Annotated in this window: 12 protein-coding genes; 8 read left to right on the plus strand and 4 right to left on the minus strand. The window is 61.4% G+C overall.

What is annotated here, in order from left to right:
• Positions 1-464 precede the first annotated feature (464 nt).
• From LGH74_RS00370 to LGH74_RS00390, 5 genes are all read left to right on the plus strand, one after another.
• Positions 465-1,298, plus strand: a complete 834-nt coding sequence (locus LGH74_RS00370) for a prephenate dehydratase (protein ID WP_226170247.1) — start codon at positions 465-467, stop codon at positions 1,296-1,298.
• A 102-nt stretch (positions 1,299-1,400) separates the two neighbouring features.
• Entirely contained in the window at positions 1,401-2,567 is a 1,167-nt protein-coding gene (locus LGH74_RS00375; RefSeq protein ID WP_226170249.1) for a pyridoxal phosphate-dependent aminotransferase, read from the plus strand.
• 67 nt (positions 2,568-2,634) lie between these two features.
• The gene (locus LGH74_RS00380) at positions 2,635-3,477 is read left to right on the plus strand and encodes a prephenate dehydrogenase (protein ID WP_226170251.1); all 843 of its coding nucleotides are present in this window, start codon (positions 2,635-2,637) and stop codon (positions 3,475-3,477) included.
• Between the two features lie 113 nt (positions 3,478-3,590).
• Positions 3,591-4,661: a chorismate mutase gene (locus tag LGH74_RS00385; protein WP_226170253.1), complete on the plus strand. Its 1,071-nt coding sequence runs from the start codon at positions 3,591-3,593 to the stop codon at positions 4,659-4,661.
• Positions 4,662-5,155: 494 nt separating this feature from the next.
• Positions 5,156-6,559 (plus strand): lysophospholipid acyltransferase family protein, encoded by a 1,404-nt coding sequence (locus LGH74_RS00390; protein ID WP_226170255.1) that lies wholly within the window; start codon positions 5,156-5,158, stop codon positions 6,557-6,559.
• Positions 6,560-6,638: 79 nt separating this feature from the next.
• Here the strand turns inward: LGH74_RS00390 and LGH74_RS00395 are convergent, their stop codons facing one another.
• From LGH74_RS00395 to LGH74_RS00410, 4 genes are all read right to left on the minus strand, one after another.
• Positions 6,639-7,271, minus strand: coding sequence for a hypothetical protein (locus LGH74_RS00395; protein WP_226170258.1), 633 nt, complete (start codon positions 7,269-7,271; stop codon positions 6,639-6,641).
• Positions 7,271-8,062, minus strand: coding sequence for a metallophosphoesterase family protein (locus LGH74_RS00400; RefSeq protein WP_226170261.1), 792 nt, complete (start codon positions 8,060-8,062; stop codon positions 7,271-7,273). The genes LGH74_RS00395 and LGH74_RS00400 overlap by 1 nt, the downstream gene beginning before the upstream one ends.
• 296 nt (positions 8,063-8,358) lie before the next feature.
• Positions 8,359-10,014: an NAD(P)/FAD-dependent oxidoreductase gene (locus LGH74_RS00405; RefSeq protein ID WP_226170264.1), complete on the minus strand. Its 1,656-nt coding sequence runs from the start codon at positions 10,012-10,014 to the stop codon at positions 8,359-8,361.
• A 191-nt stretch (positions 10,015-10,205) separates the two neighbouring features.
• Positions 10,206-11,609, minus strand: coding sequence for a sensor histidine kinase (locus LGH74_RS00410; RefSeq protein ID WP_226170266.1), 1,404 nt, complete (start codon positions 11,607-11,609; stop codon positions 10,206-10,208).
• Positions 11,610-11,747: 138 nt separating this feature from the next.
• On the opposite strand from LGH74_RS00410, the gene LGH74_RS00415 reads away from it, so the two are divergent.
• The 3 genes from LGH74_RS00415 (at position 11,748) to LGH74_RS00425 (ending at position 17,487) form a co-directional block, all read left to right on the plus strand.
• Positions 11,748-14,279, plus strand: a complete 2,532-nt coding sequence (locus LGH74_RS00415) for a T9SS type A sorting domain-containing protein (RefSeq protein WP_226170268.1) — start codon at positions 11,748-11,750, stop codon at positions 14,277-14,279.
• Positions 14,280-14,433: 154 nt separating this feature from the next.
• On the plus strand, positions 14,434-15,819 hold the full coding sequence (gene radA, locus LGH74_RS00420) for a DNA repair protein RadA (RefSeq protein WP_226170270.1): 1,386 nt from the start codon (positions 14,434-14,436) through the stop codon (positions 15,817-15,819).
• 198 nt (positions 15,820-16,017) lie between these two features.
• Complete coding sequence (locus LGH74_RS00425) at positions 16,018-17,487, plus strand: TlpA family protein disulfide reductase (protein ID WP_226170272.1); 1,470 nt, start codon at positions 16,018-16,020, stop codon at positions 17,485-17,487.
• Positions 17,488-17,551: the final 64 nt, after the last annotated feature.

The following is a 17,551-nucleotide window of genomic DNA, read 5'->3' on the forward strand; positions in this document are numbered from 1 at the left end:
TCGACAAGCGGACGGCAGATCAAGCATGACGTTCTTTTAGCCGATTTTCCCACTTCTGACGAACGTTTGTTCGTATTAGGCCGCGAAAAATTAATTTGGAATTATCAGAACCCGGCCCCACCTTGCCAGCCGAAAGCTCCTGATTCTCATGACCCAGCACACCGCCCGTTTCTTTTTTAGCTATTACTTCTATTACGCCAACGCGTAGTCGAGCGGTCTTCCTGTAGCTTTTCCAACCGAAATTCTCAGCGCCTCTCGACAACCTCGAGAGGCGCTTTTTTTTACGCTCACACACTGCTCTCAATGCTCTCTACGGCTTTCTTTTATTGCGGTCATTGCTACTGCTTCTTTCTGAAGGAGCCGGGCCTGATTTGCCGAAGCTGACCACCGCGCAGCACCAGAAGCAAAACCAAGGCCCCGCACTCCGGAGGCCTTTTTTAATGCCGTTTTCTTACCCAAGTACCATGCTCCCCACTGTTGCCATCCAGGGCTTTGAAGGTAGTTTTCACCAGATAGCCGCCCGCCACTATTTCGGCCCCACCGCCCTGACGACGCCCTGCGCCACGTTTGGGGAAGTAGTGCGCCAAGTGGGCAGCGGCACCAGCAGCCACGGGCTGATGGCCATTGAGAATTCCATTGCCGGCAGCATTCTGCCCAACTACAACTTGCTGCGCAAAGCCGACCTGCGCGTGACCGGGGAAGTGTACCTCCAGATCCGGCAGCACCTGATGGCGTTGCCCGGCCAGCAACTCGCCGATATTCAGGAAGTACATTCTCACCCGATGGCCCTGCTGCAGTGCGCCGACTTCCTCAACCAGCACGGGCACTGGCGCTTAGTCGAAACCGAAGACACTGCCCTGAGCGCCCAGCGCATCCGGGAAGGGCTGCGGGCGGGCACGGCGGCGGTGGCCGGCAAGCTGGCCGCCGAGCTGTTCGACCTCGAAATTCTGGGCAAAGACATTCACTCGGAAAAGAAAAACTACACCCGCTTCCTGGTAGTGGCCCGGCCCGAAAACGCCGCGGCCGTGGAGCAGCCCAACAAAGCCTCGCTCTACTTTCATACCACCCACGCCCAAGGCAGCCTGGCCCAGGTGCTCATCCGCATTGCCGACCAGGGCATCAACCTCTCCAAGCTCCAGTCGTTCCCGATTCCGGCCAAAACCTGGCACTACTACTTTCACGCCGACCTCGAATTCGACGACCCGGCCCAGCTGGCAGCCGCCCTGCGGGAAATGAAGCCCGTGACGGAAGGCCTGGAAGTGCTGGGCGTGTATCATAAAGGAGTGACCCATAAATAACCCGAATCTATTAATCCATCAGGCCGCAGAGCCGAAGCAAATCAGTCCATTTTACATATCCTCTAACATATTATGCATCAACCCCCAACTACTACCAACCTCATGCTAGTTTCCGTCGCCAGCCGCCTGCAGCACACTCAGGAATACTACTTCTCCCAGAAGCTGCGCGAAATTGACGGGATGAACAAAGCCGGCGCGCAGGTTATCAACCTGGGCATTGGCAGCCCCGATATGCCGCCTCACCCGCGCGTGGTAGCCGCCCTGACGCAGGCCGCCGAGCAGCCCAACACCCACGCCTACCAGAACTACAAAGGCGTACCGGTGCTGCGCCACGCCATTGCCGGCTGGTACGAGCGGTGGTACGACGTGGCCCTAAACCCTGAAACCGAAGTATTGCCGCTGCTGGGCTCCAAAGAAGGCATCATCCACATCAGCATGACGTTTCTGGAAGCCGGCGACGAAGTACTGATTCCTAACCCCGGCTACCCGGCCTACCGCGCCGCCGCCCACCTCAGCGGCGCCACGCCCATCGACTACGACCTGACGGCGGAAAACAACTGGCTGCCCGACCTTGACCTGCTGGCCCAGCGCGACCTGAGCCGCGTGAAGCTGATGTGGGTGAACTACCCGCACATGCCCACCGGCACGCCACCCGATGCCGCTTTCTTCGCCCGACTGGTGGCTTTTGCAACCGAGCACAACATCCTGCTGGTGCACGACAATCCCTACAGCTTCATTCTGAACCAGACTGCGCCCCAGAGTCTGCTGGCGGTGCCCGGTGCCCGGGAAGTGGTGCTGGAGCTGAACTCGCTGAGTAAGTCGCACAACATGGCGGGCTGGCGCGTGGGCATGTTGGTGGGCCGCGCCGATTTGCTGCAGGAGGTGCTGCGCTTCAAGAGCAACCTCGATTCGGGCATGTTCTTGCCGGTGCAGCTGGCCGCCGTGGAAGCCCTGCAACTCGACGAAACCTGGTATGCTGAGCTGAATGCCCACTACGCCGCCCGCCGCGAGCTGGTATTCGAGCTGCTCGATACCGTGGGCTGCACGTTTGCCCGCAACCAAGTGGGCTTGTTCGTGTGGGCTGCTATTCCGCCGGGCTATGCCGATGGCTATGCCTTGAGCGACGAGCTGCTGCACGCGGCCAAGGTGTTCATCACGCCCGGCGGCATCTTCGGCTCCAACGGCAATGGCTTCATCCGGGTGAGCTTGTGCCAGACCACGCAGGTGCTGGCAGCGGCTCTGGGCCGCATCAACGACAGCCGAAACTAATGCCACGACCTCTGCCTTCCTCTGCGCAACCCTCCGCGGACCCCCGCGGCAAATCCCTCAAGAACACATGATTGTCACCATAATAGGACTAGGCTTAATCGGCGGCTCTTTAGCCATCAGCCTCAAAGAAAAGGGGCTGGCCAACCATATTATCGGGCTGGACCGCAACCTGGAGAACCTGCTCAAAGCCCACGAGCTGGGCCTCATCGACGAAGGAACCAATGATTTGGCCGCCGCCGTGCGCCGCGCCGACCTGGTGGTAGTGGCCGTGCCGATGGATTCGATGCTCACCGTGTTGCCGCAGGTGCTGGACGGCGTCGAGCGGCAGGTGGTTATCGATGTGGGCTCCACTAAGTCGATGCTGCTGGCGGCCGTGGCCGGGCACCCGCAGCGGGGCCGCTTTGTGGCGGTGCACCCCATGGCCGGCACCGAATATTCGGGGCCCGAAGCGGCCGTGCCGGAGCTGTTTACCGACAAGACGCTGGTAATCTGCGACGCTGAGCAGAGCGACGCCGACGCGGTAAATCTGGTGCAGAATCTGTTTGAGCAGCTGCCCATGACCATCGAATACCTCGACGCGGCTGCCCATGACTTGCACACTGCCTACGTGTCGCATATTTCGCACATCACTTCTTTTGCCCTGGCTCTCACGGTGTTGGAGAAAGAGAAGGAAGAACAGCAGATATTTGCTCTGGCCAGCGGCGGCTTTGCCTCCACGGTGCGCCTGGCCAAAAGCTCGCCCGATATGTGGGTGCCGATTTTCCGCCAGAACCGCGTGAACGTGCTCGACGTGCTCGACGAGCACATCAAGCAGCTCCAGCACCTGCGCCACCTCATTGCCACGGAAGACTACCCGGCCGTGTACCAGCGGATTGAGCAGGCCAACCTCATCCGCAAGATTCTGAAATAGCCCATTACTCAATCAATTAAATCATTCACAATCAATCATCTTTCATTTTACTCATTCACAAAACCCAATTCTTATTTAGCATGGAAACCTCACTCGTCACCTCACAGACCGACATGAAATCTGCCCTTTTCAACCGCCAGCCCAACGACAAGCCCTACCTGATTTCGGGCCCGTGCTCGGCCGAAACCGAGGAGCAAGTCCTCGAAACCTGCCAGCGTCTGGCTGCTACCGGCAAGGTGCAGGCCCTGCGCGCCGGCATCTGGAAACCCCGCACCAAGCCCGGCGGCTTCGAGGGCGTGGGTACCAAAGGCCTGCCCTGGCTCAAGAAAGCCAGTGAGCTTACCGGTCTGCCCATTGCCGTGGAAGTAGCCACGGCCAAGCACGTCGAAGACTGTCTGGCTTTCGGCGTCGATATTCTGTGGGTGGGCGCGCGCACCACCGGCAACCCGTTTTCAGTGCAGGAAATTGCCAACGTGCTGCGCGGTGTGCAGGTGCCGGTGCTGGTCAAGAACCCCATTCACCCCGAGCTGGAGCTGTGGGTGGGCGCCGTGGAGCGCCTCAAAAAGGCCGGGTTGGAGCAGGTGGGCCTCATTCACCGGGGCTTTAGCAGCTACGGCAACACCGATTTCCGCAACGCTCCGATGTGGCACCTGCCCATCGAAATGAAGCGCCGCCACCCCGATATGCCCCTGCTCTGCGACCCAAGCCACATCTGCGGCCGCCGCGACACGCTCTTCACCGTAGCCCAGCAGGCCCTCAACCTGGGCTTCGACGGCAACATGATTGAAAGTCACATCGACCCCGACAACGCCTGGAGCGACGCCAAGCAGCAAATCACCCCCGAAGTGCTCCGCGACCTGATTCAGGACTTGGTGTGGCGCCACGAAACCACCGACCAGCGCGAGTTTCTGACGGCCCTCTCCAGCCTGCGCGAGCAAATCAACCAGCTCGACGCCGAAATCATCCAGCTGCTGGGCCGCCGCATGGGCGTGGCCGAGAAAATCGGGCAGTACAAGAAGGAAAACGACATTACCATTCTGCAAACCGGCCGCTGGAACGAGGTGCTGGAGCGGGCCCAGCGCCAGGGCTCCTCGGTGGGCCTCACGCCCGAGTTTATCGAGCAGTATTTTGCCGCCGTCCACCTGGAGTCCATCAACCACCAGAACAAGGTGATGGAAGGGTAGGAGCTTGTTTTACAAACGACAACGCCCCGCATCTGACCGATGCGGGGCGTTGTCGTTTCGGGTGGTTGCTGGGGCGTCCGGCAAGCCTTTAGGAGTCTTCGTCAGTCCTTCAGCGCCCATCGTCAACGCTTCTGGGGTCATCGTTAAGGCTTCAGTGCCCATCGTCAACGCTTCAGTGCCCATCGTCGGGTCTTCAAGGGCCATCGTCAAGCCTTCGGGACTCGTCGTCAAGGCTTCGGGAGTCATCGTTACCGTTTCGGTGCCCATCGTCAACGCTTCAGAGGCCTTCGTGAAGCTTGCAGGCGTGCCCGTTGTCGGTAAAAAGACAATTGGTTAGACATGTAAACTTCTCGCTATGCGTGTCAATAGCTGGGTTTAAACTTTGTCAAGGTTAGAATCAGCCTTTTTCAGTAGACTTTTCGCAAAACCTCTACTAACCCTGTTTATCCGGCAGCTACATTGTCCGGCTCCGCGAATTGGCCGTACTTAGCCCCATGCTCTTCTACACTGTTGTAAAGCCCGTGGTGCAGCTCGCCCTGCGCGTGTTTTTCCGCCGCCTCGAAATCCGCCACCATGAGCGGCTGGAGCAGCCGGGCCCCATGATGATTGTGTCCAACCACCCCAACACCCTCATGGACCCGCTGGTGGTGGCCGCCAACCGCCGCAAGCCCATTGCGTTTCTGGCCAAGAGCACCTTCTTCAAGAACCCGGTTTCGCGCGCCATCTTCCTGTCGGGCAACTGCATCCCGATTTACCGCCGCCAGGATGCCGACAGCGGCGACGCCGGCGTGACGCCCGAGGAGCTGGCCCAACGCAACGAAGCCGCCTTCGGCCAGTGCTACGACCATTTCGACCGGGGCGGCGTCATCCAGATATTTCCCGAGGGCACCAGCATCAGTGAGCGGCGGCTGCGGCCCCTGAAAACCGGCGCAGCCCGCATCTGCCTCGGCGCCGAAGCCCGCCACGACTTTAAGCTCGGCGTGAAGATCCTGCCCATCGGCATCAACTACTTCGACCCCAGTCGGTTCCGCTCCGACGTGTTCGTCAATATCGGCAAGCCCATCATCGTGGCCGACTACGCCGCCGCCTACCGCGCCGACCCCGAAGCCGCTGCTGATGCGCTGACTGAGGAAATCCGCCGGCGGCTGGAGCAGCGCCTGGTCATCACCCGCGACGCGGCCGAGGATGAGCTGGTGCTCCAGATTGAGCGCACCTTCGGTGAGCATCTGATTCCCGACGATGAGGAAACGCTCTACGACAACTTCCAGCTCAGCCGTGCCCTGCTGGAGGCCGTGCCCTACTTCGAAAAGCACGACCCAGCCCGCCTTACCGAGGTGCGCGAGAAGCTCGGCACCTACCTTCTCGACCTGGACCGCCTCCGCCTCACCGACGAAGCCCTCGAATCGAGCAAGGGCCGCAACCACCGCTGGACGCGCGCTACCATCTCGGGCATCAAGCTGGTGCTGGGCTTCCCGCTGTACCTGTACGGGCTCATCAACAACTACGTGCCCTACATTCTGCCCTCCATGATTGCCAAGCGGGCCACTAAAGACCTAGAGTTTGTGGCCCCGATTATGCTGGTTACGGGCATTCTGACCTTCGGCTTCGGCTACGCCCTGCAAATCGGGCTGGTGCATCATTTCACCCAAAGCTGGCTTTGGACGCTGCTCTACGGCTTGAGCCTGGCCCCCAGCGGCTTCTATGCCCTTAGCTACTGGAACAACCTGACGGCCCGCCTCCAGCGTCTGCGCGCCCTCAAGCTTTTCCGTACCAAGCGTCCGGTAATGGAAGGCCTGCTGCGCCAGCGCCAGGCCATCCAACAGCTGCTCAGCTCGGCTCGGGCCGCCTTTTTATCGGCTACTGCCAGCTCTGCCAATACGCCGCAGAAGCTGGGGTGAGAGGCCGTCGGAATAGCCTAAAAAAGCAGAACGTCATTCCGAGCGAAGCCGAGGAATGACGTTCTGCTTTTTTAGGCTATTAAAAATCGGCCTTTACTCCCAGGCCCAGCACCAGAATCTGCCCCAGGGTGAGGCCTTTGGTATTGGCAATGTAGCTCTGCAGGTACAGGTCGTTGGTGCTCAGGTCGTAGTAGAGCGACACGGTGCGCGGCCGGCCATTGGCCTTGGCGGGGCGCAGGTAGGTGATGCGGCCACCCGCCAACGGACCATAGCGCGTATCCGACGACCACCAGTAGTAGTCCTTGGTGTACTGCCCGCGCTCCTCATCGTTGAGTGTGCCGTGGGTGTAGCTGAAATACGCGCCCACCGATACCGGCTTCACCTGCCACGTATCAGAAATCTGGACCGTGAAAGGCGAATAGATAAGCTTGGCTGAGGCCAGCGTGAGCGTAGAGCCGGCAAACTTCTTGGGCACGTAGCCCAGTAGGATGTCGGTATCCACTTTGTCGTTGAAATACGAGTAGCCCGCCCCGGCCGATACCATGCCCAGCCCGCCGGCCGTTTGTAGCACAAGGTGGCGGGGTCGGTACCAGGGGTGCGGGTTTTCAGCGGGAGGAGTAGCTGCCGGGGTAGTTGGCTCGGTGGCCAGCGCGGCAGTGGGGGCAAGCAGAGTAGCGGCCAGCGCAACAACGGATGTAAGGCGCTGTGTCATTAGAAGTTGATCTGTTTAATCCGGAACTGCTTGTCGCCCCATACCGTGACGACCATGTAGCGGCGCTGGGAAAAGGCGTCGGAGTTGATGTACCACACGCCGTCGTTGAACGGCTGCCCGATGCTGGAGCTGTGGTTGTGCCCGTTCATTTCGAACACGAGGTTTTTGGCTTCCCGCAGCGCCTGGGCATAAGGGTCGCGCACGGCTGGGTCAAAGTCCACATCCTGGGGTGGCACGTGCGAAATCACAACTTGGCGGCGCGCTCCTTCCAGGTTGCTCACTTGCTGATTGAACCAGGGCATATTCGGAATGTGACCATCGAAGTTGTATTCGCGGCCGTTAGTGTCAACCAGAATGAACTTAGTGTCGCCATAAAGGAAGGAGTAGTTCAGCGGCCCGAATATCTCCTCGTAAGCCTTCCGGCCGTTGCCCACTGAGTCGTGGTTGCCGATGACGGTTACGTAGGGCACTTTCAGCTTGCGCAGCTTCTCGTTTACCCAGCGCATCTCGCGGGCCATGCCGAAGTCGGAAATATCGCCGGCTACCACCAGAAATTGGATGCCAGGCTGCTGATTGACACTGGCCACCAGGTCGTCGGCCTCGTCGTAGAAGCGCTGCGAGTCGCCGGTAAACACGAAGCGGAGCGTATCGCCGGCGGGTAGCGGCGCCTGGCGCAGGCGCTCCAGGTTCTTGGCCGTCAGGTTGCGTTCATCGGCAGCGGCGCGGTAGTCGTTAGGGCTAAACTCCAGCATATCGCAGCTACTCAGAGTAGCGGCAGTGGCAAGAAGCAACAAGAAGGATTGGGTTCGGAAGCGTAACGCTGGCAACATGACCTCAGCACTAGTAAAACGGCACAATAGGCTACCCGACTACGGGCAGCTTCGGCGCTATATACTGTGCGACCTAGCGGTGTGTTTCCAACCGAAAGCTGGGCCGTAGCCTCCGGGGGGAGGGTCGCAGCCCCGCGTTTCCGGTCAACGTCGATTTACACCCGGTGAAGACGGTTTTTAGAAGATGAAGAAAGCATGAAGATTTTCGGGTTTCCGCCGAAAAAGTCCCTTCCCGTCAGCTCAATCCTTCTCATTTGCTACTCGTCCAGATACTGGTGCACAAACTTGATGGCCATCGAGCCTTCGCCCACGGCCGAGGCCACGCGGGCCATAGCCCCGGCCCGACTGTCGCCGGCGGCAAAGATGCCGGGCACGCAGGTTTCGAGCAGGTACGGTTCCCGAGGGTGTTTCCAGCTGGTAGCGTAGCGCGGGTCGGCTACCAGGTCGCGGCCGGTGAGCAGGAATCCTTTCGTGTCGCAGAGGGCTAGGTCGCAGATCCACTCGGTGCTGGGCTTGGCCCCGATGAAGACGAACAAGGCCCGGGCTGGGCGAGCTTCCACCTGGCCCCGGCTTTCGAGCACTACTTCCTCCAGGTGGTCTTGGCCGCGCACCTCGCGCACCTGGGTAAAGGGCAGAATCTCGATGTTGGGCGTGTGGCCGATCTGCTCGATGAGATAGGCCGACATGGACGCGGCCAATGACTCGCCCCGGATAAGGATGAACACCCGGCGGGCGTAGGTGGCCAGGTACATAGCGGCCTGCCCGGCCGAGTTGCCGCCGCCTACTATATATACGTCCTGCTGGTCGCAGGAGCGGGCCTCGGTGCGGGCCGCGCCGTAGTACACGCCCGCGCCGGTGAGGTGGTCGATGCCGGGCACTTCCAGCGTGCGGTAGCTGACGCCCATCGTCAGCACCACGGCGCGGGTACGCACCTCGCTGCCGTTGCTGAGCGTGAGGACTTTATAGCCGTCCTGCACGCACATGCTCACCACTTCCTGGGGGGCCAGCAACTCGGCCCCGAGCCGGATGGCCTGGCTCCAGGCGCGGTGGGCCAGCTCGGCCCCGCTTAGGCCGGTGGGAAAGCCCAGGTAATTCTCGATGCGGGAGCTGGTGCCCGCCTGCCCGCCCGGCGACTGCCGCTCGATGATCAGGGTTTTGAGTCCTTCGGAAGCGCCGTACACGGCCGCGGCCAGCCCCGACGGTCCGGCCCCCACGACGACGACATCATACAGTTCTTGGGAGGCCGTGGCGGCCAGCCCCATGTGGCCGGCCACTTCGGCGCGGGCCGGGCGGGAGAGGGCCGTGCCGTCTTCGAAGACGACCACCGGCAAATCGGCGGCGGTGAAAGCGGTGGCGGCCAGCAGTACCGGGGCCTCAGGGTTGGTTTCGAAGTCGAGCCACTGGTAAGCGGCCATGTAACCGGCCAGGAAGTCCTTGAGCTCGTGGGAAAGCGGCGACCATTGGAACCCGATGAGGCGCAGGCCCTGGAAGCGGGGCTTGTATTGGGCCTGCCAGGCGGCCAGCAAGTCGTGGAGGGTAGGGTAGAGCAGCTCCTGGGGCGGGTCCCAGGGCTTCATCAGGTAGTGGTCAAGGCGGGCGTTGTTGATGGCCCGGATGGCGGCTTCGGTATCGGCGTAAGCCGTGAGCAGCACCCGCTTGGCATCGGGGTAAATGGTGCGCGCCTGCTCCAGAAACTCGACGCCTTCCATTTCGGGCATGCGCTGGTCGGCCAGAATGAGGGCCAGCGGCTCCTCGCGCGCCTTCAGCTCGCGCAGGGTAGCCAGGGCCTCGGCCCCGGAGGAAGCGCGCAGCACCCGGTAGTCGCGCCGGAACTCGGTGCGCAAGTCCCGGTCGATGGCACCTAGTACTTGCAAATCATCATCAACGGCAAGTAAAACGGGTTTCTTTTCCATGCTTCACTATTGGTTAAGCGGCCAGCGGCACACTTGGTTTAATACAAATTTCAGGAGTACACCAGAACGGCTAAAAGCACTTGTTTGGATATACCCACTATTTACCCACTCCGAACTCATTCCGAAAGCAGCACAACGGAATACTACCATAATCTGCTTCAGGCAAACGCAGAACATCAAGCTCCCTGTCCCTATCTCACCAGTTCACCTACCGGCAGCCAGGCGCAGAACTCGGTGTGGCCGGGCTGGGAGTGGACTTCGAGTCGGCCGCCGTGGTTGCGGATGATGCGCTGGGCAATATCGAGGCCGAGGCCGGTGCCCTCACCGGCCTGCTTGGTAGTGTAGAACGGCTCAAAGATGCGCGGTAGCACGTTAGGAGCAATGCCGGGGCCGTTATCAATGATGATTACCTGCACGAAATCACCCTCGCGGCGGGTGCGCAGCGTGATTTCGCCGCCCGGTGGCAGCGCGTCGATGGCGTTATCGAGTAGGTTGGTCCACACCTGGTTGAGGCTGCTGACCTGGCCTTGGATGCGGGGCAGGCCGGGGGCATAGTCGCGGGTGAGGCGGATGTTCTTTTCGCGCAGCTGGTAGCCGAGCATGTTTACGGTGCTGTCGAGGCCGGCTGTTACTTCCAGCGGGGCAAAGCTGCCGCCCCGGTCCATGTGGGAGTAGGTCTTCACGTTGCTCACCAGCAGGCTGATGCGGCCCCCGGCTTCCTGCACGTCCTTGATAAGGTGCATGGTAGTGAGCTGCCCTTCGAGCCAGGCAAAAGCGGCTGGCTTGGCAGCGGGTGGCAGCAGAGTGGCTACCGGCCCCAGCTCGCTAAGGGTGAGGCCGGCCTCCATAAGACCGGCGGCGAGGCGGTAGCCATCGGGCACGCCCTGGGCTTCGAGCCAGTCGGAAAGCTCGTCTTCCCGGTCGGCGCAGGCCAGGGCCGACATCGTGAGCTTCGGCGACTCGCCGGGCACAGCCAGGGCGGTGAGGGCCTGCATGGCTTCGGGCGAGGGGCAATGGCCTACCAGCTCGGCAAAGAGGGCGGGCTTGGCGGCGGCGCGCTCGGCCAGGGCTTCGGCAGCGCGGGCAATGGCGGCGGCGGGGTTGTTGAGCTCGTGGGCCAGGCCGGCCGAGAGCTTGCCCAGGGCCCGCAACTTCTCGTCGCGCTCCTGGGCCCGGGCTTCGTCGCGGGCCCGGTCGCTCATGAGGCCTACCAGGCGCTGCACCAGCTCGGGACTGTGCTGCTCCAGCGCCGGAAAATGGTCGCGGTGCAGCAGGTAAAGCACCGTGGCGCCACTGGCCATGCCCCAGCCCATGCTGACGCGCAGCCGGGAGTAGGGCAGTACGCCGCTGATGTGGCCGGCCTCGATGCGGAAGCGGGGCTCCCGGCTGCCATTCTGGACCGTGTAAAACTGAATACCACCCTGGACCACGCCTATCATGTACTCGGCCGCGTCGCCGGGCTGCATCACGGTGCCGCCATCGGGCAACTCGCGCCGCTCGCCGTGCTCCAGCAGCCAGGCCAGGGTTTCGGGCGGCAGGCCCTGGAAGGTTGGTATGGTCAGCAGGTCGTCGGGGGTGAGGGGGGCAGCAGGCATGGCAGCGGGGTTGTTAGGAAAGCGGAATATAGGGCAAACTGATTGGATAGGGCCAGGGTTTGCGGAGGGTTGGCGTAGCAGAACGGGCGACTTTTATCCGTAAATTTCGACCATTCCTCCTTATACCATCCATTGCGTATGCGCCCAACTCTTACTTTTAATCTATTAGCTATTCTGCTCGTGAGCTGGCTTGGTAGCTGCATTGCCGTCCGGGCCCAGTCCTTGGACCTGACGTTTAAGCCCACAGTACTCAAAACCCCGCTTGCGGTAGGCAATCAGCTGGCCGTGAATGCGCTAGCCGTGCAGGCCGACGGTAAAGTCTTAGTAGCCGGGGGCTTCGACTTTGTAAACGGTAACCTTACGGGTAAGCTCCTGCGCCTCAACCCGGATGGTACCCCCGACGCGACCTTTAACGCAGATGGTTTGGGGGCCAACGGGTTCGTGTCGGCGGTGTTGGTGCAGCCCGATGGTAGAATCCTGGTCGGCGGCGGTTTCACAACTTTCAATGGGCAGGCCCGCAGCATGGTGGTGCGCCTGCTGGCCGACGGCTCCCTCGACACCTCCTTTACGTTTGGCTCGGCCGCTTCTGTCCGCCAGATCAGCAGCCTGGCCCTGCAGCCCGACGGCAAGATTCTGGTGGGCAGTGGCCCGAGCCTGCAAAACGCGCCCCAGACCGGCGGCCTGGTGCGCCTGAACCCTAACGGCTCCCTGGACTCCTCGTTCAGCGTCGCGGGCACACTGGTGCAGGGCGAGCTGGTGTCGGCCATCCTGGTGCAGGCCGATGGCAAAGTGGTGGTCGGCGGCTCCTTCTCGAACTTCAACGGCCAGAACATGGGCTCCTTGGTGCGCCTGACCAGCACTGGTACCATTGACCCCACCTTTTACACCACCCCCTTTGCCACTGCCGGCGGCTCGGTGCTGACGCTGGTGCAGCAGCCCGACGGCAAGCTGCTGGCAGGTGGCAGCTTCACGAAGCTGGGCGGCCAAGCGGCCAACCGCATTGCCCGCCTGCTACCCGACGGTACCTACGACAGTTCCTTTCAGCCGGGCACTGGCCCCAACGCCGGCGTACGCACCCTGTATCTGGAACCCAGCGGCAGCATCCTGCTTACCGGGGCCTTCACGCAGGTAAACGGCGTGAGCCGGGGACGCGTAGCCCGCCTGTCGGCTACCGGTAGCCTAGATGCCAGCTTCGCAGCCGGCACCGGCGTGAATGCCACCACCAATGCTATGGCGGTGCTGCCCACCGGGCAACTGCTGCTGGCCGGGGGCTTTAACCAGTACGACGGCGCTAACTACAGCGGACTGGTGCGGCTCAATAGCACCACTGGGCAGGCCGACGCCTCCTTTGCCCCAGTTATTGAAGCCCGCGGCACGCTGAGCCAGCTGGTACCCTTGCCCAGCGGACAACTGCTGGTGAGCGGCAACTTCACCCAGCTCAACGGAGTAGCTGTGGGCGGAGCGGCCAACTCGGTGCGTCGCCTCAACCCCGATGGAAGCCTGGACGCTACCTTCACGACGATGCCCGTGGGAACGGTGCAGGCCGTGCAAGCCAACGGCAGCTTTTACGCTATAAGCGGCACTACGCTGCGCCGCTACCTGGCCGACGGCAGCCCCGACAACTCCTTCACCGCCCAGACGTTTGGCACGGGGCTGGTTATTCTGCAGGGCGTAACGGTGCTGCCCACCGGGCAACTGTTGGTCTACGGCTTGTTTACCGGCTACGGCAGCCGCACCGGCCTGAGCGGGCTGGTGCGCCTCAACGCCGACGGTACCGCTGATAATACCTTCCTACCGGCCAGTACCCCCACCGACCGGCGCGTGCTGCAAGTGCTGACGCAGCCCAGCGGCAAGCTGGTAGTAGTAGCTGATGTGCTGAACACCTTCGTAACCACCGTGACCCGCCTCAACGGCGACGGCAGCGCCGACAACGGCTTCTCGGTAGGCAGCGCCGCCGGCTCCGGGGCCACCTACCAAGTGGTGATGCAGTCCGACGGCAAGCTGCTGGTGGGCGGCACCTTTACCAGCTTCAACGGGCAGGCCGCGCCCTACGGCCTCGTGCGCCTGACAGCCGACGGCATCCCCGACCCCACCTACTCCGGCGTGGCAGGCTACTACTCCCCACGCCTAGTGCAGCCTGATGGCCGCCTGCTGGCCCTGCGGGGCAGCACATCTTCGCCTTCGCCCGACGCCAGCGCCGCACTGGTGCGCCTCACGGCCGACGGCAGCCTAGACGCCAGCTTCAGCCCGGTGGCCGTTCCGCACTCCATCTTTACCAATGATGACATCGTGGCGGGTATCAAGCTGCAGCCCGCCGACAGCAAAATCCTGCTCTACGGCTCGTTCCGCTACGTGGCCGGGCAGGTACGTATCGGCCTAGCCCGCCTTACTAATGTGGCCCTGGCTACTCGTGCGGCAGCGGCACTGCAACCCTTGGAAGTGTATCCTAACCCAACGCACGGCGCCATAACCCTGACTTTGCCCGCCGCCGGGCAGGCGCGTCCTGCCACGCTGCTCGACCTCACTGGCCGCCGTGTGCGCACCTGGTCGGTGCCGGCCCGGGAGGCGAATGCCACGCTGAGCCTGGAAGCCGTGCCGACCGGCGTGTACCTGCTGCGCGTGGATGGCGGCGCGGCCGCGTACCAGCAAAAGGTGGTAGTGACGCGGTAAGCCGTAGCCCGACAGTGCTCCTGCCCCAAGCCGGCCCGTCGAGTAGACGGGCCGGCTTTTTTAGGTGTGGTGTTTAGGCCCGCAAAAACTTGTTTCTTGCCAAACTTTTTAGCCGCGCCGCGCATTCTTTAGTTTCCTCTTCTGCTTCCTGTTCATGGCCAAACTCAAGACTCTCTATTTCTGCCAAACCTGCGGGGCCCAGTCGGCCAAGTGGATCGGGCGCTGCCCCAGCTGCGGCGAGTGGAACACTTACGTGGAGGAAGTTATCCAGAAGGAAGACACCCAGGTGGCCGGCTCCTGGAAGCCCCCAACGACGAGTCCTGGCGCCAAAACGACCAGCAAACCCCGCGTCATCGGCGAGATTCACTACGAGGAAGAGTCGCGCTTCGACACCAACGACTCGGAGCTGAACCGGGTGCTGGGCGGCGGCCTCGTGCCGGGCTCGTTGGTGCTCATCGGTGGTGAGCCCGGTATCGGCAAAAGCACGCTGATGCTCCAGATTGCCATGAGCTTGCAGCAGATGAAGGTGCTCTACATTTCGGGCGAGGAAAGTGAGCAGCAGATCAAGATGCGGGCCGAGCGGCTGGGCCCCCAGCATCCGCAATGTTACATCCTGACCGAGACCAACACCCAGAACATCTTCAAGCAGATCGACCAGCTGCAGCCCAACGTGGTCATCGTTGACTCCATCCAGACGTTACACTCGGGCCTGGTGGAGTCGGGGGCGGGCTCGGTGAGCCAGGTGCGTGAGTGCACGGCCGAGCTGCTCAAATACGCCAAGGAAACCGGGGTGCCGGTGCTGCTCATCGGCCACATCACCAAAGACGGGTCCATTGCCGGCCCCAAGATACTGGAGCACATGGTAGACACCGTGCTGCAGTTTGAGGGCGACCGGCACCTTTCGTACCGCATTCTGCGCACTACCAAGAACCGCTTCGGAAGCACTTCGGAGTTGGGTATCTACGAAATGCAAGGCACGGGTTTGCGGCAGGTGAGCAACCCGTCGGAAATTCTGCTCAGCCAGCGCACCGAAAGCCTGAGCGGCATGGCCATCGGGGCCACGCTGGAAGGCAACCGGCCGCTGCTGGTAGAAGTGCAGGCCCTCGTGACGCCGGCCACCTACGGCACGCCCCAGCGCTCGGCCACTGGCTTCGACGCCAAGCGCCTGAATATGCTGCTGGCCGTGCTCGAAAAGCGCAGCGGCCTGCGCCTGGGCCAGCACGACGTGTTCCTCAACATTGCCGGCGGCCTGCGCCTCGACGACCCGGCTCTGGACGTGGCCGTGTGCGCCGCCGTGGTATCGTCCCTGAACGACTTGCCGATTCCGGGCAACGTGTGTCTGGCGGCGGAAGTAGGGCTGAGCGGCGAAATCAGGGCGGTGAGCCGGCTGGATCAGCGGCTGAGCGAGGCCGAGAAGCTGGGCTTTCAGGAAATGTACATCTCCCAGTTCAACGCCCGCGGATTAGATTTGGCCCGCTACGGAATCAGAGCTCATCCGGTAGGGCGGCTCGACGAAGTGCTAAGCGGCTTGTTTGGGTAAAACCTTCAAAACCTTGGCCCTGAGAGGGGGTTACGAAAAAAGCCAAAATCTGGATTGGACTTTCTCAACCCGAATGCCGTATCTTCGGTATAAGAATTGGCTTTTCCCGCGAAATCCTATGTCTAGGCAGTTTTTAACGGCGTATACATAGGTAAAAGCTGATACTTCGATTGACTAGCGCTTGATACCACCCTACCGATGGCATATTCTTTTCGCTCCTGTATACCCCGCCTGCTCGTAGGCGCGCTCCTGGCCCTGCCCCTGCTGGGCAAGGCCCAGGGCACCGTTACGCTCACGGGCAAAATCAGCGGTAAAACGGTCGATACGGTGGCCGTATCGGTGCGCGAAAACCCGCTCGACCCCAAGGAGCAGATTACCTACGCGCGGGTCGATAACCGGGGCGAATTCAGGCTGGCTCTCACCGTAAACGGCCCCACCCGCGCCGACCTCGTGTACGGCGACGACGTGGCCGACCTCTACTTGGAGCCCGGCAATGCCATGGAAGTCCGGTTTAAGGGCAACGACCTCTCGTCGTCGGTGCGCTACAAGGGCAAAGGGGCGGAGGCCAATACCTACCTCTCGGAGCTGGATGAGCGGTTTATCGAAAACGACGGATTTCAGGTATTGCCCGACAACATCAATCTCTACGAAGCCCCGTTCCTGTCTTTTCTCGACTACCGGCGTAAAGAGGAAAAGAAGTTTCTCGAAAACTACGCCCAGGATAATCAGCTGACCCCGGCTTTCAAGCAATACGCCCAGGCCGAAATTGACTACAGCTACGCCAACGACCGGCTGACCTTCCAGGATTTGCGCGAGCAGGTGGTAGCCACCGAAAGCCGCCTGAAAATGTCGCCTACCTTCTACGATTTCCTCAGCGAGAAAAGCCTGATCAACAACCCGGCGGCCTTGCAGAACGAATCGTACCAAGAGTTTCTGGTGAATTACGTGCACCACTTGGCCATTGCCGGCAACCACCAGCGCACTGACCCCGACTTTTACCAGGTGTGCTATGACATGGCTAAAACCCAGCTGGCCGACCCGGTGCGGCCCATCATTATGGGGCGCATCCTGCAGGAGTCGTTCCGCTTCGGCCATGTGAAGCAGTCGGCCGCCATGCTCGAAAACTACCGCAGCATCGATACCAAAAATCAGTTTTACCCCGTGCTGCAGCACGACTTCGAAACGCATAAGGCGTTTGCCATTGGGGCTCCGGCCCCCAACTTCAAGCTCATTTCCTCCACCGGCGACAGTGTGACGCTCAAGCAATTTGCCGGCAAGCTGGTGTACATCAACTTCTGGCGTACCACCAGCGGCCTAAGCCTGCGCGACCTGCCCTACGCCGCCGACCTAGCCAAGAAGTTTGACGGTAAGAACATCGTATTTCTCAACATTGCTCTCGATGAGAACGAGCCCGCCTGGAAGCAGCTGGTGGTGGGCAAAAAACTGCCCGGCACCCACGTGCGGGCCACCGGCGGCATGCGCTCGGCCATTGCCCGGGCCTACGCCATTCAGGATGTGCCGGCTTATTTCCTGCTGGCCGAAGACGGAACTTTCCTCAACACCAAGCCCAAGCGCCTGAGTAGCCGGGCCGCGGTAGATGAAATCAAGCAGTCATTCGGTAAAGCTTCGACCTATAGCAGCACGCTACCTGCCTCGTCCGGCAAGTAAGCTGAATTGTTGATGATGTGATACTTAGCGCCTTTCGGACGAGTCTGAAAGGCGCTTTTTTGTG

The organism is Hymenobacter lucidus (assembly GCF_020447265.1).
GTDB classification, from domain to species: domain Bacteria; phylum Bacteroidota; class Bacteroidia; order Cytophagales; family Hymenobacteraceae; genus Hymenobacter; species Hymenobacter lucidus.